This is a genomic window from Rhodococcus sp. LW-XY12 (genome assembly GCF_019317345.1).
Lineage (GTDB): Bacteria > Actinomycetota > Actinomycetes > Mycobacteriales > Mycobacteriaceae > Rhodococcus > Rhodococcus pyridinivorans.
Map to the genome: position 1 here is coordinate 22,740 of NZ_CP079229.1, position 22,327 is coordinate 45,066.

Sequence of the window (22,327 nt, forward strand, 5' to 3'; positions counted from 1 at the left end):
TCGCCCCGCCTCTATGCCGCGCTGGTGACGGCGCTGAGGATCTGGTTGGCGGAGATGGCGACGATCGCGCCGACCAGCGATCCGACGAGCATCTTCGGCGAGTCCCCGGAGCCGTGCTGCCACTTCTCCCATGCGAACTTGCCGCCCGAGAAGATAAGGGCCGCAACGCACGCGAGCGTGACGCCCCACAGCAGCCAGTTCAGCAGCTTGAGCAGGCCGTTCGCGCCCGGCGGCACCTCCGGGTTGATGTCGAAGTTGACCGAACCTTGTGCGAGATACGCAACGTCCACGACGGTCTGAAGCATGACGTGTCCTCCGTGTCTTACTGCCCCGACCACAAGGCGGGCAGGCTGGATTGGATTGCCGTGATGATGCCGACGCCGGCAGCGATCACGTCCTCGGGAACGTCGATGACTGCTCCCTTGGTCTGGATGGGCACGCCGTCGAGGGCGCGCCAGGTGGGCAGGCTCGATCGGGCCGCCGAGGCCAGGAAGCGGTGCCAGCCGATCGCCCAGTGCGCAGCCACCGCGCCGGTGACGATCGAGCGCAGCTGACGCACCTCCTTCGGGGGCTGACCGGGCGCGTTCGCCACGGTGACCAGGCCGAGCAGCTCGCACGCCAACCCGCGGTTGCGGTGCTCGAGGATCAGATCGTGGGCACTGGACAGGCCCTGGATGGTTTCCCGGCAGACCACCACCACATACGGCGATTCGGTCTCCCGGGCGTCACCGCACGGCCACCGATGCCGCGCATCCTCGGCGAAGTCCCAGTACCGGGCGAGGGTGGAGACCCCGGCCCCGCCGTGCGCGCCGAGCAGCCACACCGCCGGCCCGGGCGCAGCCACCGGGTACGGATCGACCCGCACCTCGACGCTGATGCGTTCTCTGCTGCTCATGCCAGCTCCTCGGTCCCGGCCCGGTGGTCGGTGTCGTGGTGGCCGGCCTCGACTCGGCCGAGGGCGTCGAGCACGTCGGTCCAGGCGTCGATCGAGTCGACCGACAGGTGCCGGTGGTCGACGGTGCCGGGGCGAGCCAGGCTCGCATCGAAGGGCACTTCGACGAACCCGGCGGTCAGCGGGGCCAACGCCTGCCGGATCGGGGTCAGATCGACCAGGCGCTGCGGAAGCTGGTGCGAGATCGACACCACCGTGCGGGAGAGCACGTCCGATCCGTAGGTGCGCATCAGCCATTCGAGGCCGTCGCGCATCCGGCTCAGCGGCTCGGATCGGGCCGGGGCGACGACGACGATCGCGGCACCGGCGTCGATCAGCGGAGCCAGACGGCGCGAGCGCAACGCCGTTCCGACATCGTGGATGCGGGCGAGATGCCGATCGGCGAGAAGGCTGTCCACCAGCACCGAATCCGAGGATTCGCCGTGTCCGACGACCACGGCACCGGCCGTGCTGAGGGCCATACGGGAGCCGAGCTGGCGGATCGCCCGCGCAGAATCGATCGGTTCGACCCCGGCGCGGTCGAGCAGGTTTCCGCCGCCGAAGGTGCCGTCGATCGCCGCGACCTGTGCATCGGTTCCCAGGCGCAGGGCGGTGGCCAGGCCGAGGCAGGTCGTGGTCGCGGCCGCTCCCCCGGAGCCGGCCACCACGATGGCCGAGAGGTGTTCGGGTTGCTCGATTTTCGGGCTACGGCGAAATGCAACAACGTTGTTCATCGGTTCTCCACGTTCGCGATCTTCATGCCGCCGTCGGCGGGCATGGTGGTGATCCACTGCTTGTGGATGCCTTCGTCTCCCACGGGCGGGAATTTCAGGAGCACATCGACCGACCAGCGGTTGGGGTCCTCGGTCGGCAGCACGGTCACGCAATGCTCGGTCCCGGCCGGAACGGCGTCGATGAAGCTCTGAATATCGCTGCCGGGCAGGACCATCAGCTCTGCGACGGCCTGGCCGTCCCGCTGGACGTAGTAGGCGTGCTCGAATGCCTGGATCACCGCCGGGCCGGAATCGCGTCCACCGGGGCCGTTGCCGACGATCCGGTCGGGTTCGTCGACCGGGGCGCACCACAGCGGCGGCGCCGCGGTCGCGGTCGTCGAGGGGGTGGTCGAGGGCGAGGCCACTACCGAGGAGGACGGCAGCGGCGGCGCCTGTGGTTCGTCGGTGCTGCCGGTCATCGCGGTCACCACCGCAGCGGAGACCACCGCCAGCACGGCGACACCGCCGCCGACGAGCATCCAGGTGCGGGACCGATCGCCGCCCGGCTTCGCGGGAGCAGCGGCAGCGGTGTCGGTGACCGGCACGGCGGGGGCGCTGGTGGGGGCCTCGGCCGACTCGGGGGCCGGAGTCGGCCGGGGAGGGCGGGCACGGCCGATCGCGGACTTGAGACCCCCACGGCTGCGCTGCGAGATCACCAGCGGACCTCGCGGAATGTGGACGTGCACCCAGTCCGGGGCATCGGCATAGGGATCGACCTCGGTTGCGGCATCGCCGTTGTCGGCAGGGTCGTGGGCCCCGGGATCGGGGAGAGAAGGTACGTCGGGATCGGGCTCGCCGGTGGTGTCGGCGGTGAGAATCGGTTCGAGTTCGGTCTGGATCACCACGTCGGCATCGACCGGTTCGAGGTCCGATGCCACCACCGCGTCGGCGATGGTCTCGTCCGGGATCGGGAAGTGCAGCGATCCGGTCGCAACGGTCTCGGTCGGAGTCGGCTGCGGCCCGTAGTGCTCGGTCACGTCCGGGAAGAGTGTTCCTCGATTGTCGGTCGACAAAGTGTCCTCCGTCGTCGGGTGGTGGGGGCGGGGCGTGCCCGCCCCCACCGAAAGCTGGTCGAGCAGGTCAGGCCGGCACGATGCCGTCGCCGATCGCGGTGGAGATCATCTCGGCGGCAGTGCCGGCCGAACCGCCGAAGAAGGTGTCCAGTGCGTTGTCCACACCGGCGATCACGCCTTCACCACCGGGTTGGACCTTGACCCACTCACGGACCTGGGAATCGACCTGCGGAGCGGTCTGCACGACGTTGCGGACTGCGTCGGCGGCGGCCTGTCCGACCGGGCCGGAGGACTGCCACTGCTCGACCGTGGAGTCGGCCTGCTCGGTGAGCACGTCCTCCCCTACGTCCGGCAGTTCCACCTCGATGGGCTGACCTTCGTCGTCACCGGCACCGAAGGCGGTTCCGGCAGCCAGACCGGCCGCGCCACCGAGCACTGCGCCGGGAACCGCGCCGACCGCAGCGCCGATCGCTGCTCCGGCTGCGGTACCGGCGACACCGGTAGTGACCTCGGGCAGCACCGGGATCGGCAGCGGCACCACACCACCGGCGGTGGCACCGGCGATACCGCCGATGGTGCCGCCGATCAGGGCACCGGGAACGGCACCGGCCGCCCCGCCGGCTGCCGCACCGGCCACCGTCGCGCCGATCTGAGCAGCAGCGACACGATCGGCACGGCTGGCTTCGATACCGATCGACTTGTAGAACGTCGCCACGTCCGACCGGATCAGACCGGCGGTGTTGTTGGTGCGCTCCCGGTCGTCGTCGGTGACCCAATTCGGCTGGTTGAAGTGGACATCGCCGATCATGATCTTCTCGGGCGGAGCGATGTAGATCGGTTCCGGCTCGACCGGCTGCGGGGCACGCAGCTCCAGCGGGTTGATCGGCGCCGGAGTGGACTGCCGCTCATAGCGGTTGGTGTCGTAGTTGTAGTCCGGCAGCGGCGCGTACTCGCGCTGCTGCGCCGGCGGCGGGGTCCAGTAGATCTGCTTGGCCGGCGGCTTCGGCGCGCTGGTGGTGCCGCCCTGAGTGGACGGTGCCGGGGTGGTCACCCCGCCCTGCGAGGGCAGCTCGACCGGAGCTGCCCAGGCCACACCGGTGCCCGCTGCCACGATCGCGGCGGCCGTGGCAGGCACGACGCTCGCCTTGGCGATCCGTGACGGCCTGTGATGCTTGCTCATCAGTGGTTCTCTCTTCTGTCGAGGCGTGAATCAGTTGAGTTCGGCGGCCGAGATGCCGCCTTGATCGAGCACCGTCGGTCCCGCGTCGACCACAGTCGTGGTGGTCACGGCCGGTTCCGAGGTGGTGGACGTCGCCGTCTGCGACGACGGGGTGGTCGAGGTGGTCGCCGACGGCCGGACCGTCGTAGTGGTCGGCGTCGTCGCGGTGGAGGTCACCGTCGTGGAGGTGGTGGAGTCGGCCGCAGCGCTGAGGTCGGATGCCACCGCAGCGAGCCAGGAGGCAGCGAACCGGGTCGGGGCCTGTCCGCTGGCAGTAGCCGGGACCGACCCGTAGGAGCCGTGTTCGGCGGCGACATTGCGCACCGTCGTCATCGCCACCAGGTCGAACGCGTCCCGGTTGGCCTTGACCTCGTTCTGCACGACCTGGAACGCCTGCCGCACCAACCGCTGCGAGGTCGCCGGCGGGACCAGCTCGGGCAGCACACTGACCGTCTTGGCCGCGAGCACACCGAAGGCCGCAGCCGGATTGGCCAGCCCAGCCGCCGCGACCGCCGCGATCGTCTCCGGGGTCAGCACCTTCTTGACGACCGTGACCGCCGCATTGATGCCGATCAGCCCGACCTTCATCAACGCTGCCGTGACTTCCTGCCCCGTCGGCGGCGTCGCCCGAGGATCGGATGCCTCGGCCAGACGCTGCGAGATAGTCTTCTTCGGCTGGACCGAGATCGCCGACAGCGCGCTCTTCGGAGCCTGAATGTCCTGGTTGACCACATCGACGGCGGTCTTGAACGCCGTCGACGCCAGCGCCCGTCCGACCGTGGAGATCGCGACGAACGGATCCCCGCCGACCTCGACCTGACCGGCGACGTTGACCACCGCCCGCACGACCGGGGCGTTCGCCGGCGCATCACAGGCCAGATCCCCGCCCTGGCACCAGGACGACACCCGCCCCGACAGGCTGCCGTAGCTGCTGGTCAGATCGGCCACCGGCCCGATGCCACCTCCTTCGGGGGCGGTGAACGACACCGACGACAGCGCCTTGACCGCCTCTCCCCTGGTGCCGGGAACCGGCGACGGGGCCATCTGCGAGGTCCCGGGGAACAGTCCCGATCCGGGGCTGCGGGTCGGCGCGCCGAACAGGGCACCGGCTGCGACCGAGCGGGCCGGAACGACCCCGGTGCCCTTGCCGACCGACCGCAGGAAGTTCGACGCGGCATGGGCGCCCTGGGAGAAGCCGACGACGGCGAGCTTGGCCGAAGGGCACTGCGAGAGCACCTTCTGCGCCGCCAGGGACAGATTCTCCTCCCCTGCCGTCACCGACTCGACATACGACTCGGTGCCGCCTGGCGTCAGGCCACCGAACGAACCGGGATACGGCACATACGCCCGATCGACGCTCGCGCCCAGCTCACGGGCCTGATCGAGCAGCGGACCCATGATGTTCGAGAGCATTCCGGTATCGACCTTCACCGGCGCGTCCGGCGACGTCTCGGTGGTGCCCTGCATCCCGAGCACGTACAGATCCGGGCAGTCCGAGACCAGCTCACCGAGCCAGTGCGGTTCATCGCCCGTGCTCGACTGGGCATAGGCCGGGGCGGTACCCAGGCCGGCAGTAGCCAGCACAGCAGCCGAAAATGATATGGCCGCAAAGCGTTTGGGCCACGCGCTCATATTCCCCTCCTTCACGGCTACGACCTTACTCCAGATCGAAGTTATTTCCCACAGTTATTTCCTACAGAATGTCGGCGGTGATTTCCACCTAGCTGCGCATATGCGGCAAAGTTGGTGTGAGAGTTACCGGAGTGGACCCGAGACGGAGGTGAGTGTGCCGCGCCGCGCCCTGTACGGGTTCGATCCCACCCGGCTCACCGAGGTGCGCCGCGAACGGGGCCTGTCCCGCTCCGATCTCGGACGCCTGTCCTCGGTCACCTACAACACCGTTCGCAACTGGGAAACCGGTGAGAGTGCACCGAGCCCGAGCACACTGGAGCGAGTGGCCGAAGTCCTCGGAGTCACAGTGCACGAACTCGCCGTCGTGCCAGAGCAAGCGCAGACCCTCGCCAGCTGGCGGACTCGCAGAGGTCTGGCACAGTCCGACATCGCCCAGGAGCTGGGTATGTCGAAGTCCACCTACTCCCGGCTCGAACGAGGCGAACGCTCCCCGACGAGTGACGAGAGGCGGAAGTTGGCGACCATTCTCGACACGAGCGAGGAGCAGGTGACGTCGCTGTGGATGCGCGCTCACCGCAGACCGGGCGGATCACGCTGACACCACCGGCACCCTTACCTGCGTTCATACGTTTGACCGACCAAGCGGAAACCCCCATACGTCTCTATCACAATAGTAATATTACCGTGGTGATAGGCAATGGGCGCGGAGGAGTCCCCTGGCGGCGATTCTGATCGCCGCCGGGGTGGTTGTAGATTTGACGAGCCCGGTTCACCTGGGCCGTTGTTGATTCCCGATGAGGAGGTGGGCGTGGCGACATTCGCCGAAAAGCTCCGCTATCTGATCGACAATGTGCACCCCAAAGACCGAGGCCCGTTCACCATGAACGAGATCGTGGATGGCATCCGGCGCAACGGCGGCTCGATCACCCAGGGCTACATCTCCATGCTGCTCAACGGCCAGCGCCCCAACCCCGGACTCAAGGTCGCCCAGGACCTCGCCGACTTCTTCCACGTCCCGCTCCAGTACTTCGCCGACGACGACTCGTTCGAGCAGGCCGTGCGCTACATCTCCTGGGTGCAGTCGCTACGAACGAACGACGTGGCATCCGCCGCCCGCGCGTACAACCCCTATGACACCGGCGTCGGCACCGACGAACCGAAGCGCCCCTAGGAGACGAGGTTCGCGACCGCGAGGTAGGTCAACGGGGCGATAGCCAGTCCGGTGGCCGCACCGACCGCTATCTCCCTGCTCGTGTGATGCCCCAGTTGCATCCGGGACCAGGCGATGGCCGGCGCGAGAGCAAGCCCTGTCCACCACCAGGGGCTGAGCCCGACCGCGAAAATCGCTACGACGCCGCACCACACGCCCATGTGCACCGACGCCTTGATGCCGACCATGCTCGTCCAGACAGCGACACTGACCAGAGTCGCTATGGCCGCACACGTCAACGCGATCATCTCGACCGGGCCCTGCGCGACGAGCTGCACCACGAGAGCTGTGACGACCAGGGCAAGTATCGCGAGGATCAGACCATGCCGTTCCGAATGCTCCGTTACGTGATGGTTCCCGATGCGCTCGCGCACCATCCCCCACACGATCAGCATCATCGGCAGCACCCCGGCGAACAGCGCGACGAAAGCCCCCCACCCGGGGTGTCCGATCAGGATGCCGAGCGTCAGGCACGATGCGACATTGACCGTCCAGGGCGCAGCGATTTCGGTCAAGCCTCTGGCTACCACATCCTTCAACGCTGCAACTCCACCTCACCGGAAGCGCGAAGCACCTCGAACGCCTTACCGACTGCCCGCACCCACTTCACCGTGTCGGTCCCGCTAGGGGGTCGCAGCCCGTCGACCCCGACGCCCCCGGATTCACCGGTGCACACCCATCGCGCGATCGACTCCGGTGTCGCCGGCCTGCCCCGTTCCGGAAGCCCGTCCTCGTCGGCCTGCATCGACAGCGCGTCGAGCACTTCACTCGCCCGATCCGATACCTGCCGAGCCGGAACGAGCGCAGACCACGATTCCCGCATGACTCCGGGCCAGCGCTGCTTCACCAACACCTGGTACAGCTCCGCGAAGTCCCTCCGCTGCGACCGGCCCATGAAGAACCTCTCGATGGACGCCCACGTAAAGCCCAGCATCGTCAGCACAGACCCCACCAGCGCCAGCTCGGTCGACACATCGAACACGTGGGTGGAGGGTTCAACCCACCCCGCACGGGCAGCAACGATGTACCCGGCGCGCATCCACGCATACACCGACAGAACGGCGACCCCCACAGCCACGATCGCCAGACCACGTCCGGCGGGAGTGCCGAGATCCCAGCCGTGCACCACCACCACCGTGATGATCGTGCACAGCACAGCAGCTACGACCATCACGAAGGCCGCGGACTCCGCATAGCCCGGCAGATGACCGTAGAGCTGATCGAACTGGTAGCCATCTCTCGCCTGCGGAGCATCAGCTGCGCCGAGAAACAGGACCACAGCCACAACAATCGCACCGACCGTACCCAGCGATAAGGGTCCTACCCAACGGCGTTGAGCACCTGCGTCATGGACGCACAGCGCCACCAGGAGCAACGCTGCCCCCAGACACATCCCCAGGAAGAGGCCTTGCTTCACCGCCGATGCGGCATTGGCAACGCCTATCGCGTTGCTGACGAACCGATCGACCGGCCCCACGTTGACGGTCGTGTGCGCTGCCATGCAGACGAAGACCACCGCGATCCCGAGCGCCAGAACCGAGTGCGATTGACGCCATCGGCGCACCCTGGTGAAAGCGACCCACCACAACAACACCGACAGAACAATCGTCGAGTACACCGCTACAGCGCCTCATTGAGCAACGACCGAATACGGGCCGACCTGGCGATGCCGGCACCCCAGATCCGCCGGCACAACTCCGAACCGAATGCCTCCGCCTCCATCTCCAGTCGGCGCACACGCTCATCGGAGCAACTCCCCTGTCCACACTCGCGAAGCATCATCCGAGCCATACCGTGCCATTCGGGTGGAAGAGTCCGGCGCGCCGTGTCGTGGACAGAGCGTCCCTCATGCCCCATGAGGATGTGGCCGAACTCGTGCCCGATCGCGCGGTCCAAGTCCGCAACCCACGGAGCGTAGTGAATCTCGTCCCAGTCGGGATATTTACGCCAGAGCGCGAAGACGCCAGGGCCAAGGTCCACGTCCCTGGTCACCACGAGTGGACGACGGCGCATCCGCTCGATCGTCGGCACCAAACCGAGAACGGAGGCCGCTTCATCACCCCGCGCATGTGCAAGCAGTTCGCTCACTGCCCCCGCCACCGGGTCCATAGACGCCTCCTCCACCTCGGCACCTCGATTCGCTCAACAGAGAACTCGGCACATACATCAAATCGAGCGGTCACAGCAATCGCTTCGACTGCCGATGCCCCCGACCGAACATCGATGGATCCCGAGATCCCGACCGGCCGGTATCGTACCGACTGACACCACCCCGTACCCGTGATGCACGACACCGCATGCGCAGGTTCCCCCGGTATCCACCTTCGCCCCCCACCGCGAGGTTCACGAATAGGCCCCGGCAAGGCCAGCCGGACCAGCAATACTGGCATTGATGCGGAGGTCCCATCGAAATGGCATTACAGGCAATTTCGCTGTAGCCGGCCCGTGCACGGAAGGCGCCAATGCCGACAGTGACATCATCGCCATCAATACTTGCAATTGCTCGACCACGCAGGATCCTCCGAGCCGGGGCGATCGCCCCGACTCACCTTTCCACCTCCTTGAGCAGCGGGTCCGCAATACCAGCAATGCTGGTATTGCCGCGAAGTCTGCCCGATGCAAGTAATACTTGCATTATGGTGATACCTGGTAATGTCCTCATTGCCAGCAATGACGAGTCGCCTGCAACCCTCGGGGTGGCACCGACTTCACCAGGAATGCCGGTTTTGCTGGCAAAAGAAGCAAAACCTGCATTGATTGCTACGACAGGAAGGGAAGTGCAGTGGTCACACGCGAGAAGGTGTCCCTCAAGCGCGACGCCGCGGCGCTACGACGAGTCGTCGCGCTCATCAACAGCAAAGGGGGAGTGTTCAAGACAACACTGGCATCCAATATCGGTGGCCTACTCGCCGCTTCCGACTACAAGGTTCTACTCGTCGATCTCGACCCTCAGGGTAACGTCGCCGAGGATCTCGGCTACACCAACACCGAGCTCGACGACGAGGGACGCAACCTTGCGCAAGCACTCGCATTCGGCGGCCCACTCGAGCCGGTTCGCGATGTCCGGCCAAATCTGGACGTCGCTCCCGGCGGACACCACCTCGAAGCAGCAACAGCAGCACTCACCTCGAGAGCATCCAAAGACCCAGCAGGAGCGAAACTCGCCCTTGCAATGGCCTTGGCACCGATCGCGCACCAGTACGACATGATCCTGCTGGACTGCCCACCCGGCGACGAAGCGTTGCAGACGGCAGCTGCGGCCGCAGCACGATGGCTTCTGATCCCGGTCAAGAGCGATGCATCCAGCCGCAAGGGCATGGCCGGCGTGATGAACCGCCTCAATGCGGTCCTCGCTGACAATCCCGACCTCGACCTTCTCGGCGTTGTGCTCACAGGTGTCGGCACGTCCGCAACCAAAGTTCAACAGAACGCTCGAGACGCAATCGCTGAGGCATTCGGTGGCAGCACCGACGCCATCTTCGACAAGACGGTGCGGCACTCCGAAGCCACCGCGGCAGCAACACGAGAACGGGGACTGCTCGTCCACGAACTCGACGACGTGGTTCGCAACGGACCCAAGTGGTACGAGGTCCTGCGCGGGGAGGCTCAAGCTCAAGCCCTCGCACCCCAGTCCTCCACGTCCGTTGCGGACGACTTGGTGGGCATCACCGAAGAGGTCGTGCGCCGCATGACCGCAGCAGAAGCCGAGGAGGCAGCATCGTGACCGAGCCGCGCCGGAAGCTCTCAGGTCTGCCTCGCGTCTCGTCCGGCGCACGACAGGTCACGGGAGATCTGTCCGGGTTGCAGGCAAAGCACCGCAACGTTGCACCACCCGCGCAACCAGTCGAGCAACCTGCTGAGCAACCCGAGAAGAAGCAGAGCAACAAGGCGGTGACGGTGTACATCGCCCCGACGGTGTACACCCAGGCCCGCCTCGCCTTCAACGCCACACGCACAGCCGAAGCCGACCGCAACTGGTCACAGTTCGTCGAGAAGGCCATTGCGGAAGAAGTCCGGCGACGGTCCGAACTGCACAACGGCGGGAAACCGTTCGAGGGAGTCGATGCGCCCCTTTCTCCCGGTCGACCGCTCGCTGACACCTGAAGTCAACCAACGCTTTCAATGCCTGTTTTGCTTGCATTCACAGGAATGACGGGCGTCCTGCAAGGAATTGCCGCTCCGCAGGACGCCCTGACCAGGAAAACCACCAGATAGGAGATCCCCAGGTCATGTCCGACGATACAACCCAGTCCCAGGCCCCGTTGCGCAGGAATCTGCCGATGAGCCACTCGAAGATGCTGGCCATCGCAGCAGTTGCAGCGATGGCGTTGTTTCTCGCAGCGCTGGCGTTCACCCTCTCGTTTGATGCGTTGCGCGCTCTGGCGATCGAGATCAACGTGCAACCAGGGCGGGCGTGGATGGCACCGGTTGCCATCGATGTTGCACAGGCGGCTGCAACGGCCGGCTATGTCATCTTCCGGGTGTCCGGCAAATACAACTACGCCCGCCTGTACTGCATGGCACTGGCGATCGTCACCGTCGCACTGAGCGTGATCGGCAACGCCTACCACTCGTGGCAGATGGCTGATCGCAACCTCGCCCGCGTGGCAGCGGGGGAGGATCTCGGTTTCATCCCGCAAACCCCGTGGATCGCGGCAATCATCGCGGCGATCTTCCCGCTGTTGTGGCTGGCGTTGTTCCACCTGTTCACGATGCTGTTGCAGGTTGTCCTCGACGAACGCGCCCAGCACCGGGCCGTCGCAACGGACGAAGATCCGGTGCAACACCGTGTCAACGTCGAGGATGAAGCATCCGCCCTCGGTACCCCTTGGGACCACGAGACCGGCACTACCGCGAGTGTGCGCCGTCCGGAGTTGCATCCCGCTGAGGAAGCGGTTGCGCCCCTGCCGGTTACGAAGGCGTCCGAACGCAACGATGCAGACGGGGCAGGAACCGCCGTTGCCGTTGCCGTTGCCGTTGCCGAGGACACCCTGCCTCGCTCCGATGGGGCGACCTGCAACGGCTATCCGCAGACCCGGGACGGGTTGCTGCGATTCCTCGAAGATTCGGACTCCCACGAAACCGTCAAGATCGTGGCGTCGATGCTCGTGAGCGAGCCGCAACTGAAGCAGATCGACGTTGCGCAACGGTTGAAGATCGACAAATCCACCGTCAGCCGCCGCTGGCGGCAGTTCCGGGACGCCGCCGAAGCCGAGGGATTTTCGGTGCCACCGTTGCCCACGGCCGAAGCAAGCGAGCGCAACCGGGAAACCGAGCGAGTCTGAACCACCCGGCCGGCCTCGGTGCGCACCGAGGCTGGCCCGGTGCAGCCTCCCGGAGCCCAACGACTGGTCAGCTGGAATCTCGCGCACGACGCGACACGCCGAACCCGAATAGTGTCCGACGCACTGTGGCCCAGCGGTGTAGGGTCATGCCCGCACACAGCGAGTCGGGGGAGGACGGGGAGAGGTATGGCGACGGAGTCGAAGCCACGTAAGTACGCACCTCACACCAAGCGAAAGCTCCGACTGAACCCGAACAGTGAAACGCCCGAATCACCACGTCGTTCGGTGCGATTCCCCGATGTTGTGGACGAAGAGCTCGAAGCGCTCTCCCGCCAGACAGGACTCACGGTGTCGAAGTTGATCCGCCAGGCAGTGGACAACTACCTCGCCGAAACCCGCCAGAAAGCGAGCTAAGCCCCAGAAAAAGCCGAAACCCCCCGGTTGGCAGCCGAGGGGTCCAGCAAATTGAAGATCAGATACACACTCTCAAGGGAGAGATCCCAAGGTAGAAGCACGTACCTGGCCTAACACACCGGTAATGCTACAGGGTCTTTGAACACCTGACTACTTTGGGACCAATCCCAAGACGGGCGTGTCTCCGGTCTTCCTCCACGAGAGGACCCAACATGACCACCGCCCCGTCCGAAAGCAGCGGCAGCACCTTTCCCGATCGGTCGGGCCAGACCAGCGACTCTCCTCCGGAGAACTCGCGGCGGTTCGTTCTGATCGACCTCACCGTCCTCGAAGAGTACGACCTCAGTCCACAAGCCTTGGCTTTGTATGCGCACCTGAAGAAGTTCGCCGACTACGAGACGGGTCGGTGCTGGCCGAGCAAGGAAACCCTCGCCGCGCGACTGGGGATGACACAGGGCCGGTCCGCCGATCGGTACATCACGGAACTGTGCGAGTGCGGCCTCATCCAGGACGTCCGCTCCCGATTCCGCAACCCCGACGACAAGCGGGACTGGGTTCTCGACGAACCCGACGAGGTGCACACGACGCAGACATCGAACCTCTACGTCGTGAACATGGAACCCGCATCTCCGCAGGTCAGACCGGGGTGCGCTCCAACGCAGGGGGAGCGTGACCCACAGCGCAGCGGGGGGGCGCGGCAGAACGCAGACGAACAAGAACCATCCACCAATAACCATCTACCAACAACCAATCTGAATACCTCTGCTGAACCGACCTCTGCGGAAAAGACCTCGGTCGGCGGCGCCGCCCCGATTGATGAATTCTCGGAGAAGTTGATCGAGCGGAAACACCGCAACGGCGAGGGGACCCCGAAGGCCATGCCGTTGCATCCGCGGTGGCAGCCCAACAACGCCAACCGTGCCGCCGCCAAGAAGCTGGGGGTAGACCTCGACCTCGCGGTCGAGCAGTTCCGGAAGACCATGGCCTCAACTGGTCAGAACCGACGGTGCTGGGGAAGTGCGTTCACCAAGTTCCTCAAGGCAATGGCCGAACAGGAAACCACACAGTTCGGGATCTCCACCGAGGAACTCATCGGCACGTCGATCAAACGAGCGCTGCAAGGCGCCCCGACTCCTGCGCAGCCCAGCACCGAGACGGCACAGACCACCGGATCCTCCAGCAAGCCGGACATCCGCGACGATCCCGCCGCGGCTACCACGAGCACGCGCCGATCGTCCGATATCGACGGCCCCTTCACCTTCAAGGCCGCGATCTGGACACTCGAGGAGGACGGATATTGCGGCGCAAGTGTTAGGGATCGGGCGCGTGAGCTGTTCAACGCCGGACGGGACGTGGCCACCATCATCCGCCTGGTGAAGCGAGAGTTCGTGCCCGAGCCGGAGTCCCTTACGGCCTAACACCCGCAGCGACGCTGGCAGAGGAGGGTCTTCTGTGACGGATCCCGCACACGACGCAGCCCGCGAGTGGGTTGGTGAACAGCTGCGATATCCGCAACGCCTGCCCCGTACCGTGGTCGTGCTGGACTGGAATTCGGTGCCGCACTCGGTGCAACGCGGGCTCGAAGAGGTCGCCCGCGTCAGCAGGTCGATCGACGACACCCAGCTCCCGCTACGCCGTTGGTGGCGTGGGAACGCTCCCGGCCTGAGTACCGGCGAACTGCGGGTTGTCGAGTCGGCGGCATCCGAGTTGCGGTGGCCGACAAGTATCGACAACAACGAGACACGGTTGCTCGCAATCGTTGAGGGAGTTGTCGATCGGGTTGCCGAGCATCCGGCCTGGCAGCACCCGGTTCTCACCGGTTACCGGTCGGTTGTTGCCCTGCACATGGAGTTGCATACTTTCGCAATCGCCGCTCATGAGTTGCTGCAACTTCGATGCTTGACACCGGAGGTGCCGGCCGATGCCGCACTGGAGTCCTATGTGCGGCAGGAGTGGGATCGTCGGCAGGTTGCGTTCGCACACAGTCGAGTTGCGCTCATCGAGCGGGCCGTTGCGCTTCGCCTCATCGAGCTAGCCCTCGACCGTGTGCACCGGCTCGCCGAGGATTTCCGCATCACCCAGCAGCTCGCAGCGCAATCGACCGCGATCGACGATCTCTACCGTCGGTTGGCCGGCGCGGATGTTGCTGGCTCGACGACGCACGCCACTGTCCACGAACTGGAGGCGGCGGCCGAGAACCTGCGAGCGCAACTTGCGTATCTGTCCATCGGTCAGGTGTGACGGAAAGCCCCGGCAGGGGGTGACCCCGCATCCCGGAGAAGAGCAGTGCTGCCGCGCCGCTGACTCCGCACCGGCTTGCCATCGAATAGTTGCTGGTCACGTCGGCTGACATTGCCTGGCCGGTACCGTCATCGCTGCTGTATAGCGATCGGACCGTAGGGGCGACGTCGCACAGACTGCAGAAGGGTGGACACTCCGATCTACCTGGTGGTGCACTCCAGTCTGTCCTGCCAGCAACATTGCTGAATGAACTAAAGTGGAGGCATGATCGGATACGCCCGAGTCGGTGACACAGCGGACGAAGACGGTCAGCGCACTCAGCTCACCACCCTGGGGGTTCGATCCGATCACATCCACGTCGACACCGGGCTACAAGGCACCCGGCACCGCCTGCCGAACCGCGATGCGATGCTCGACGCCCTTTGTCCCGGAGACACCGTGACGGTCACCGGCCTCGAACGCCTCGCCCGCACCGCCGCAGAGCTGGGGGACGTCACCACCACGATCCGCGAACGCCAGGCCCGACTGAACATCGGTGGTACCGTCTACGATCCCGCAACCGAGGCCGGCCGAACCGCATTCGAGTTGTTCACCAGCGTCTTTCCCGCATTTGAGGCCGGGGTCTACGAGCTGCGCCTGACAGGGCCACGGGAGCAAGCCAAGGCTGCAGGACGGTACCCGGGCGGACAGCCGAAACTCACTGCCGAGCAACGACGCCAGCTCTACGAGCTGTACGCCTCCGGCAGCGAGTCCGTCGCTCAACTTCAGAAACGCTTCGGCCTCAGCCGATCCGGGGTCTATATGCAGATACAACGTGAACGCGAGACTCGAATCCACCCGGCGTCTTCATAGTAGATTCGTGGATCTCAGACGGCCGAGATCGCGCTTCGCAGCAAGACTTAGCGATACCAGCGTGGAAGTGGCCATGCAGGACCCGTGGATCCTTGAGTCCAGCGACTTCGGGGGCTTATGTCCTGCATGCACAAGCGATCGAGCTCGGAGTCGCTGAGTAAGGCAGCAGCTTCATCGTCAAGCTGTTGCTGACGTCGAGGAGGAACGGTAATGGCACAGGCGATTGCGTCACCGGGACGCTCGAATGTTCCTCGATCGGCCCCAGCTACCACTTCGATGTTGATGCTCTCGGTCTCGGAGCGATTCAAGCGGTAGGGGCCGCGGTGGGAAAACCCAGGGCGCAACATCACCAGCACGTGGAACGGATCTACCGGGTAGAGCACTGCTGCACTTTCGGCTCCCAGGGAATGTTCTCTTCCGAAGGGCGGGCCGGCGACGAAGATCACCGGATCGTCACAGGTGATGATAGGTGAGGCAGTGCGGTAGACAGCCCATTCGCGCTGATAGAGACCATGGGCAACTGGCCATCGAACGTTCTCGAATAGGAGGTGTAGCGCTTCCTCTTTCGGGTCGGAGTGCTGCTTCTGCATAGCCTCATCCAGTTGCGCAGACGTCAACTGCGGATGTAGGCGCTTCATCACTCGACGTTTCTGCTGGGAAGGAGCCTGGATCAGAGCGAGGTAGCGATTGCGGTTGCTGACCGTGCGGGTCACCTGTAACCCCAAAAAGACGGATAGATCGCGCTTCACTGCCGCGTCCGAGAACACTCCGGTCCAGTTGCCGAGGACATCGAGATGGCGGGTACAGGCGGTTTCGATGCGACCGAGGTGCGTTTCGACCCACTTCATCGGGAAGTCCATCGTGCTGCCGGTCCTCGGGAGGGTATAGAAGTTCGGTTTCTGCGCGACCTCCGCATAAGGCTGGGGGTTGTGCACGTATCGTGTCTCCACCTCGGTTCGCTGGACCTTGCCGCTCATTGCCCAGCGCTTCAGATGCATCTTCGGGACGAAGTGATGCTTCCTTGGAGAGTTCCCCGATTCTTCAGCTGCGGCCGATACCCTGCGCGATTCAGCGATGAAGTCTTCGGACAACCATTCATGTTCGAAGCAGGTCTGAGCGCGCAGATCTCTCGGATGCGGAAGCACTCCCGGAGTGTAGGAGACGGCTCCGACAACGCCTTGCCATAAAGGCACGTGCTCATGCTGTATTCGCAAGGATTACCTGCAAATCGCTCATAGGCTGTCTACCTGCACTGTTCTATCTATACCTATAGATAGATACACTCAGAGTGTGACCTCCCCCCTCGAATCGCGTCCGCTCCGGGTCGTCGTCCTGGTGCGAGTCAGCACCGGAGGGCAACTCGAGGGCTACGGCCTCGACGTCCAGGAGCGGGACTGCCGCAACTACGCCCACGTCCACAACATGCGCATCGTGAAGATCTGCCGCGACGAAGCGATCACCGGCAAGGCCGGCGACGACGAACGACCCGGCCTGTCCGAAGCCTTGCAGATACTCGCTGAGGGGAAGGCCGACGCTCTGCTCGCTCCCAACCTCGATCGTCTTGCCCGCCACCTCACCCAACAGGAAGCAATCCTGTCGGTGGTTTGGGCGCACGGAAAGCGCGTCTTCACCGCAGACCGAGGCGAACACCTCCCAGATGACGACGACGACCCGATGCGCACCTTCGTCCGACAGGTCATGGGAGCTGCTGCCCAGCTCGAACGCGGATTGATCGTCAAACGCCTGAAATCAGGCCGACGGCAGAAGAGCGAAAGAGGCGGATACGCCACAGGATCGCCCCCCTACGGGCAGCGAGTCGTCGATGGGGAACTCCTCGAGCATCCCGAAGAAGCTGCCGTCCTTCGGCAAATGCAGGCATGGGCCGCCGAAGGAGCCGGGGTGCGAACGATCGCCCGCCGACTCAATGACGCCGGCATACCCGCCAAACGCGGCGGACGATGGCACCCCTCGACCGTTGCGCGCCAGGTCGATCCCCAGGTCAGGGCCGACTCGCGTCGGCGTTCCGCTGCTGCTCGTTCCGCTGAGCGAGAAAGAGAGCGACGGGCACGAGCCAGCCGTGTTCTTGTCCGTGTCACCTGACTCGGTGGCGAATCTCGACCGACGACGAGCGTGCCACTTTTGTGATGTCAGGACGGTTGGCGCGTGTAGGTGTAGTACCGATCGGAACCTTCCTGTCGGACGAACCCCACTTTTTCCATAACCCGAACACTCTTCGCATTCCACGGGAAAACTGTGCAGCAAAAGGTCTCGAACTGGGCGAACTGCGAGTCTCGCAGCATCTCCCGAAGTATTGCCGGGCCGATTCCGATTCCTTGTCGGCTGGGGTCCACCTGATAGTCGAATCCCATCTCCTTCGGGACTCCCTCTTTCACCACACCGATGATGTAGCCCACGAGGTCGGCCTCTTCGTCGTACGCGGTCCAGCCGTATTGCCCCGGAGCCAAGAGCTTCGTGTGTGCCTTCAGGTCCTGGAAAGCGGCACTGAAGATGAGGGTGGTTCCCATCAGCCTGTACCGTTCCTCTTCCCCCAGGTTGTCCCACCAGTGAGCCGCCATCTTGCGATCAGGATGCTCAGTGTCGGAAGGCAGCTCGCGCAGCTGTATCTTGACGGGTTTCATACGAGTCGATCCTAGGAAAGGCCAGAGACAACTCCAGGCGTCCTTGGCGCAGCGAAGCCATGCACGTGCCCGAGCCGCAGCAAATCCCACCGAAATCACGGTATAGTCCGTCACCCTTGTGGCCCAATCGGCAATATTGAAGTATGGACATACATAAGTGGGTTGACACCGACGCTGTACCGCCATCTGGAGTAGTCAACGCCCAATGAAACACCTACCCGAGTCCTATGGCCTGTAGTGCGAGTTGAGCGCCTTCTGTTGCGGCTGCCGAGAGCACGGCACTGCCGACTTCCGAGGCCACGCGCTGGAGAGCACGTGCCCGTCGCTGTACTTTTTCAGGTTCGGCGTTCGATGTGACGACATCTTCGAAGTCGTCGATTGCTTGCTCGACGTCAGCTCGATCGTCAGAGTCTGGCACTTCGTCGAGGGCGGATCGCATCTGCGCAATCAACTCGGCAAGTTGAGCGGATACCGCACCATAGTTCATTTGCGTCTGCTGCGACCCTGCACCCTGGCCGATCACGCCCGAATTCGTGCCGACGTTGGTTGTGTACTGATCCTGAGAACCATAGAGATTCACCTGAACAGCCGAATCGACCTGATTCTTTGAGGGAAGCTCGTTCATGGGTACGCCCTTCGTCATATCTGCCACCATTTCCACAAGGGTTGTCCGAACCATTCCGACGATGCCGGCTATGGAAGTTCGGCCTACCTTCCAATAGAGGCTGGTGATCTCTTGGAAAGCCCCAATTTCAGTACTCCAAGCTGCCGCGACAGCGGGTAACACGTCGCTCGTAAATTTCTGGGTGTCAGGGCCATTCGTAGCCATAGCTTCGAGCTCTTCCACTGACTGGCGAAAGACCACCTCGGAAGGGACGCGGTCCCGATATTTCTCAGGAACGTGCAAAATGGATATCAGCTGTCCCGTTGTTACTACATTGCCGCTTACGCTGTCGGCGAATAATGGGAGTGCCAGCTTTCGATAGGCAGGGACGTCTCCATCGTCATACCCGCGCAGCTCCTTGCTTGCCCAGCGTCGCAGGTCCACGGACCCGGTCTCTGCGCCGAGCATCAAGCATGCACGGAGCAGTCCAGCCACAGGTGCGGATTCGTCCAGTACGCGTTCGCGCAGACTGTGAAGAAGATTCTCGGTCACTGCACCACTATGCCATTGCCTACGACAGAATCTGTCACGGCAAGTCGTTGAGCGGCTGGGAAACCAGGCTCGGGATCGTGATTAGATGACTTCTCAAGTCAGATGGTCGGTGTTTATTGCAGCCATAAGTGCTGTGTGGGAAAGGTATCGCTTGTTCTGTACAAACGCCGATCCGCGTCCATTCTTGTGGTGTTGAATCGGAGTTGATCTCTTGATGGTGTCAGATGATTTGAGATCGGATAGCAGGAAAACCTGGAACTGTTCTCCTGCCTCCCATCCGTTCTTCAATCCATATCCCATGACGCGAGCGAGATGCTTATCATGAGAGAATTCTGAATTAGAAAGCCTTCTTTGCTCGTCCTTGTTCCATACGGTAGGTACGATGATCTCTAGGATGCGTGGAAAGTATGGCTCGATCTTTTTGTTTCCATAGAAACCCATGTATTCCATGGGTGCGAAGTTGCGATCTGCTGGACACACGTAGGCGCTGACGCGCTCATACATGGCGATCGCATCTTCGGCACTGGCGCCTACGATGACGACATTGTTCCGGGGAGGAACTGGACGCGCCGCTGCGATTTTCGAGACGCTTTCGATGGACTCGATCCAGGCGCGGGCATCCGGGTCGATCCACTCGGCAAGGGACAGCAGCTTCTTGAGTTCGATACCTGGATCGAAATCAAGAAGTGAGTCCTGGTGTGCGCAGCGGTTTCGTAGCCGATGCATGTCTGAAACGGCTTTGGAGACGGATTGTCTGGTTCCCGAAGACCCTGGGAAGGCGTGACGAAGGTGCTGGCGCCAGAGTTCGTCGTTCTCGGGCGAGTCTGCAAGGAGTTCTCTCCAGAATCCCAGCATCAACTCGGAGATGATCGAGTCCGGTGAGGCCACCTTGGTTTTGTGGTGTTTGCGTTTGTCTGCTGCATCGGCGATTGCTTTCGGACCCCGTTGCCACGGGTAGTTCATAGGATGGGTCTTCTCCAGTTCGCGCATCATCGCGTTACGGAGAAGCACTTCTGTGTGGTGGAAGCACTCGAACAAGGCGGAAGCTACCTTAGCGTTCCACTCATAGAGCGCCCAGGCGCGCTCCGCGTCCTGGTCGGCGGCGGCAAGGAAGGGTTCAAAACGAGCTTGCGAGATCCACGAAACGCGTCTTTCCACCGCCGCATGTTAACCTAAGCGGGAACCGCCTCTGACGCTCTGCGTTACCGCGGTATGGGGTCCGAACGATGCCTCTGTCAACCTTGTTGGCAAGCACGTCGGACCCCTTCTGGTTTGTAAGAGGCTTTGCCGCAGTGATCCTCGCGTGCTCGTTACCCGTCCCGTTGCTGTGATCGGCCTACTCAGGCACTAGTCGATCCTTCGCGTACGTACTTGTGGAATTGCTGTGACGGCATTGCTTGTGCATCTCAGGCCAACGGCCAGAACAGGGCCAGTACGGGAGTTTCCTTATCAGTTCGAGACACCTCAGAATGTTCGAGCTGGTGTTTTCGGAGCTGAGAGTCCGTCATGCTTGTAGGCCAATCAGCAATATTGCACAATGGACGCACTGAACACCAGCCGAGATAGAGGGGGACGCGGCATGGACGACGACCTACTGCGCGCCGCATGGGAGATGAACGCCGGGGGTGCCGACTGGCACGCGATCGGTCAGGAACTCGGCTGCACACCGGAAACCGCCCGATTGATGGCCCAACGCTACGAACGCGACACCGACACCGAGGCCGCGAAGAGCCAGTTCTCACTGTTCGACCTGTAGGCCGACCCGGCACCTAACACAAGCTGACGAGAGGATTCGCTGTGAACTTCTTCGTGGTTCTGATGTTGTTCAACCTGCTCGCCACGGCCAGTGCGATCGTGTGCGCACGGCGCTCGTATCGCCGCCACGCAAGCACCGGCCGGGCGGTGCTCGCCGGCCTCGGCGGACTGATGATTCTGCCGCTGCTGTTCGTTCTGGCGACCGCCGCGGCTGCTCCTCGCGCCGCCCGACTGCCGTAGGACCCAGCACCAACAAAAACACTAAAACCGCAGGTCAGAAGTGGTTTTATGTCGGAGTTCCTAGTAGAATAGACCTCACGAGTCGTCCCGTCGGATGGGGATGCTACGCCCGGACAGGGCGCAGTCGAGGAGGTCGCGTGGCAGACGAAAACGCCCAGCAGGGTGCATTCGGTTCCGAAGATCAGGAAGGACAGGGCAGTGGCGCAGAGCGAGGAATTCGCGACACAGGTCGAGGGGATCGACCTGACGATCGCGGCCGAGACCAGGCGGATTCTGGCCGAGTGGCTGGGCGTCGATCCGGCGACCGAGCAGGAACGGATCGACCGGGAGGCCCTGCGCCTGCAGCAGCTGACCGAGGACGCGGCCGAACAGTTCGAGCAGGCGAACCCGCCGGCACCAGACGCGACGTACCAGGACGCGGTACAGGCCAAGGAAACGGCATGGCGGGCAGCACGGGAGATGGTGCTCGAGAACGAACTGTATCCGCAGGTGACCCCCGAGATCCGACAGGACTGGGAGCAGTTCGAGCAGTGGGCCGAACAGGAACTCGACAAGGACTGGGAAGCAGCCCGGAGGGCGCAGGACCCGGATCGCTGGCGGACACGGAACGTGAAGCCGAACCCGACGGCAATTCGCGTGGTCGAACGAGTGTGGCTGGACAGGCCGGGATGGTTCCGAACGTTGGCGAAGTCCCTGATCGCACAGCGGATCGAGGACAACCAGCCGGTACCGATGACCTCCCGCGACCGGTTGGCCGACGAGCTGACGAAGCTGATCGAGGACGAGATGCGGCGCAACCCGCCGGAGGACCCGGATCTGCCGTTCTGATCCAGGCACAGTGGGCGCAGGCCCGTGACCAGCTCGTCGAACTGGAAACACAGGGGGAGAAGCTCGGTGATCTCCTCGCCAAGGCCAAGAACGCCCTCGCAACCGCACAGGAACGTGGACTCGACCGTGGCATCGAGAC

The 22,327-nt window shown here is 63.7% G+C and carries 27 protein-coding genes; 13 read left to right on the plus strand and 14 right to left on the minus strand.

Features of this window, described 5'->3' with window-relative positions:
* Positions 1-11: 11 nt before the first annotated feature.
* The 6 genes from KXC42_RS26715 to KXC42_RS26740 all read right to left on the minus strand — a co-directional run bounded on the left by KXC42_RS26715 (position 12) and on the right by KXC42_RS26740 (position 5,568).
* Positions 12-305 (minus strand): hypothetical protein, encoded by a 294-nt coding sequence (locus KXC42_RS26715; RefSeq protein ID WP_140189217.1) that lies wholly within the window; start codon positions 303-305, stop codon positions 12-14.
* A gap of 17 nt (positions 306-322) precedes the next feature.
* Positions 323-895, minus strand: coding sequence for a DUF6668 family protein (locus KXC42_RS26720; RefSeq protein ID WP_161997140.1), 573 nt, complete (start codon positions 893-895; stop codon positions 323-325).
* The gene (locus KXC42_RS26725) at positions 892-1,665 is read right to left on the minus strand and encodes a hypothetical protein (RefSeq protein WP_161997139.1); all 774 of its coding nucleotides are present in this window, start codon (positions 1,663-1,665) and stop codon (positions 892-894) included. The genes KXC42_RS26720 and KXC42_RS26725 overlap by 4 nt, the downstream gene beginning before the upstream one ends.
* Entirely contained in the window at positions 1,662-2,681 is a 1,020-nt protein-coding gene (locus KXC42_RS26730; protein ID WP_072815203.1) for a hypothetical protein, read from the minus strand. The genes KXC42_RS26725 and KXC42_RS26730 overlap by 4 nt, the downstream gene beginning before the upstream one ends.
* Before the next feature lie 103 nt (positions 2,682-2,784).
* On the minus strand, positions 2,785-3,897 hold the full coding sequence (locus KXC42_RS26735) for an insoluble domain protein (protein WP_219130713.1): 1,113 nt from the start codon (positions 3,895-3,897) through the stop codon (positions 2,785-2,787).
* A 30-nt stretch (positions 3,898-3,927) separates the two neighbouring features.
* On the minus strand, positions 3,928-5,568 hold the full coding sequence (locus KXC42_RS26740) for a cutinase family protein (protein WP_072815204.1): 1,641 nt from the start codon (positions 5,566-5,568) through the stop codon (positions 3,928-3,930).
* 148 nt (positions 5,569-5,716) lie between these two features.
* On the opposite strand from KXC42_RS26740, the gene KXC42_RS26745 reads away from it, so the two are divergent.
* Both KXC42_RS26745 and KXC42_RS26750 read left to right on the plus strand, forming a co-directional pair.
* Positions 5,717-6,166 (plus strand): helix-turn-helix transcriptional regulator, encoded by a 450-nt coding sequence (locus tag KXC42_RS26745; protein ID WP_219130714.1) that lies wholly within the window; start codon positions 5,717-5,719, stop codon positions 6,164-6,166.
* Between the two features lie 210 nt (positions 6,167-6,376).
* The gene (locus KXC42_RS26750; RefSeq protein ID WP_072815229.1) at positions 6,377-6,739 is read left to right on the plus strand and encodes a helix-turn-helix transcriptional regulator; all 363 of its coding nucleotides are present in this window, start codon (positions 6,377-6,379) and stop codon (positions 6,737-6,739) included.
* Here KXC42_RS26750 and KXC42_RS26755 read toward each other — a convergent pair.
* The 4 genes from KXC42_RS26755 to KXC42_RS26770 all read right to left on the minus strand — a co-directional run bounded on the left by KXC42_RS26755 (position 6,736) and on the right by KXC42_RS26770 (position 9,289).
* Positions 6,736-7,308 carry a hypothetical protein gene (locus KXC42_RS26755; RefSeq protein WP_083583900.1) on the minus strand — a complete coding sequence of 191 codons (573 nt, stop codon included), beginning with the start codon at positions 7,306-7,308 and terminating at the stop codon, positions 6,736-6,738. The two genes, KXC42_RS26750 and KXC42_RS26755, sit on opposite strands and share 4 nt — an antisense overlap.
* Positions 7,309-7,313: 5 nt before the next feature.
* Positions 7,314-8,255, minus strand: coding sequence for a hypothetical protein (locus KXC42_RS26760; RefSeq protein ID WP_219130715.1), 942 nt, complete (start codon positions 8,253-8,255; stop codon positions 7,314-7,316).
* A 143-nt stretch (positions 8,256-8,398) separates the two neighbouring features.
* Positions 8,399-8,866, minus strand: coding sequence for a hypothetical protein (locus KXC42_RS26765; protein ID WP_219130716.1), 468 nt, complete (start codon positions 8,864-8,866; stop codon positions 8,399-8,401).
* A 255-nt stretch (positions 8,867-9,121) separates the two neighbouring features.
* Positions 9,122-9,289, minus strand: a complete 168-nt coding sequence (locus KXC42_RS26770) for a hypothetical protein (protein WP_169918109.1) — start codon at positions 9,287-9,289, stop codon at positions 9,122-9,124.
* A gap of 271 nt (positions 9,290-9,560) precedes the next feature.
* On the opposite strand from KXC42_RS26770, the gene KXC42_RS26775 reads away from it, so the two are divergent.
* The 7 genes from KXC42_RS26775 (at position 9,561) to KXC42_RS26805 (ending at position 15,570) form a co-directional block, all read left to right on the plus strand.
* Positions 9,561-10,502, plus strand: a complete 942-nt coding sequence (locus tag KXC42_RS26775) for a ParA family protein (RefSeq protein ID WP_072815209.1) — start codon at positions 9,561-9,563, stop codon at positions 10,500-10,502.
* The gene (locus tag KXC42_RS26780; protein ID WP_083583903.1) at positions 10,499-10,882 is read left to right on the plus strand and encodes a hypothetical protein; all 384 of its coding nucleotides are present in this window, start codon (positions 10,499-10,501) and stop codon (positions 10,880-10,882) included. Before KXC42_RS26775 ends, KXC42_RS26780 begins: the two co-directional genes overlap by 4 nt.
* 176 nt (positions 10,883-11,058) lie before the next feature.
* Positions 11,059-12,063 carry a hypothetical protein gene (locus KXC42_RS26785; RefSeq protein WP_219130717.1) on the plus strand — a complete coding sequence of 335 codons (1,005 nt, stop codon included), beginning with the start codon at positions 11,059-11,061 and terminating at the stop codon, positions 12,061-12,063.
* A gap of 186 nt (positions 12,064-12,249) precedes the next feature.
* Positions 12,250-12,477 (plus strand): ribbon-helix-helix domain-containing protein, encoded by a 228-nt coding sequence (locus KXC42_RS26790; RefSeq protein WP_083583905.1) that lies wholly within the window; start codon positions 12,250-12,252, stop codon positions 12,475-12,477.
* Between the two features lie 212 nt (positions 12,478-12,689).
* Entirely contained in the window at positions 12,690-13,895 is a 1,206-nt protein-coding gene (locus KXC42_RS26795) for a helix-turn-helix domain-containing protein (RefSeq protein WP_219130718.1), read from the plus strand.
* 34 nt (positions 13,896-13,929) lie between these two features.
* Positions 13,930-14,718 carry a hypothetical protein gene (locus tag KXC42_RS26800; RefSeq protein ID WP_219130719.1) on the plus strand — a complete coding sequence of 263 codons (789 nt, stop codon included), beginning with the start codon at positions 13,930-13,932 and terminating at the stop codon, positions 14,716-14,718.
* Between the two features lie 264 nt (positions 14,719-14,982).
* Entirely contained in the window at positions 14,983-15,570 is a 588-nt protein-coding gene (locus KXC42_RS26805) for a recombinase family protein (RefSeq protein WP_257606268.1), read from the plus strand.
* Between the two features lie 47 nt (positions 15,571-15,617).
* On the opposite strand, the gene KXC42_RS26810 is transcribed toward KXC42_RS26805, so the two are convergent.
* The gene (locus tag KXC42_RS26810; RefSeq protein WP_219130720.1) at positions 15,618-16,715 is read right to left on the minus strand and encodes a DUF4238 domain-containing protein; all 1,098 of its coding nucleotides are present in this window, start codon (positions 16,713-16,715) and stop codon (positions 15,618-15,620) included.
* A 145-nt stretch (positions 16,716-16,860) separates the two neighbouring features.
* On the opposite strand from KXC42_RS26810, the gene KXC42_RS26815 reads away from it, so the two are divergent.
* Positions 16,861-17,670 carry a recombinase family protein gene (locus tag KXC42_RS26815; protein WP_257606269.1) on the plus strand — a complete coding sequence of 270 codons (810 nt, stop codon included), beginning with the start codon at positions 16,861-16,863 and terminating at the stop codon, positions 17,668-17,670.
* Positions 17,671-17,717: 47 nt separating this feature from the next.
* Here the strand turns inward: KXC42_RS26815 and KXC42_RS26820 are convergent, their stop codons facing one another.
* The 3 genes from KXC42_RS26820 to KXC42_RS26830 all read right to left on the minus strand — a co-directional run bounded on the left by KXC42_RS26820 (position 17,718) and on the right by KXC42_RS26830 (position 20,523).
* Positions 17,718-18,209 carry a GNAT family N-acetyltransferase gene (locus KXC42_RS26820; protein ID WP_219130683.1) on the minus strand — a complete coding sequence of 164 codons (492 nt, stop codon included), beginning with the start codon at positions 18,207-18,209 and terminating at the stop codon, positions 17,718-17,720.
* Positions 18,210-18,423: 214 nt separating this feature from the next.
* Positions 18,424-19,365: a hypothetical protein gene (locus tag KXC42_RS26825; protein WP_219130684.1), complete on the minus strand. Its 942-nt coding sequence runs from the start codon at positions 19,363-19,365 to the stop codon at positions 18,424-18,426.
* 93 nt (positions 19,366-19,458) lie between these two features.
* Entirely contained in the window at positions 19,459-20,523 is a 1,065-nt protein-coding gene (locus KXC42_RS26830) for an Abi family protein (RefSeq protein ID WP_219130685.1), read from the minus strand.
* Positions 20,524-20,902: 379 nt separating this feature from the next.
* On the opposite strand from KXC42_RS26830, the gene KXC42_RS26835 reads away from it, so the two are divergent.
* The 3 genes from KXC42_RS26835 to KXC42_RS26845 all read left to right on the plus strand — a co-directional run bounded on the left by KXC42_RS26835 (position 20,903) and on the right by KXC42_RS26845 (position 22,188).
* The gene (locus KXC42_RS26835; protein WP_219130728.1) at positions 20,903-21,121 is read left to right on the plus strand and encodes a hypothetical protein; all 219 of its coding nucleotides are present in this window, start codon (positions 20,903-20,905) and stop codon (positions 21,119-21,121) included.
* 41 nt (positions 21,122-21,162) lie between these two features.
* Positions 21,163-21,360, plus strand: coding sequence for a hypothetical protein (locus KXC42_RS26840; RefSeq protein WP_019288858.1), 198 nt, complete (start codon positions 21,163-21,165; stop codon positions 21,358-21,360).
* Between the two features lie 198 nt (positions 21,361-21,558).
* The gene (locus KXC42_RS26845; RefSeq protein WP_219130686.1) at positions 21,559-22,188 is read left to right on the plus strand and encodes a hypothetical protein; all 630 of its coding nucleotides are present in this window, start codon (positions 21,559-21,561) and stop codon (positions 22,186-22,188) included.
* Positions 22,189-22,327 lie beyond the last annotated feature (139 nt).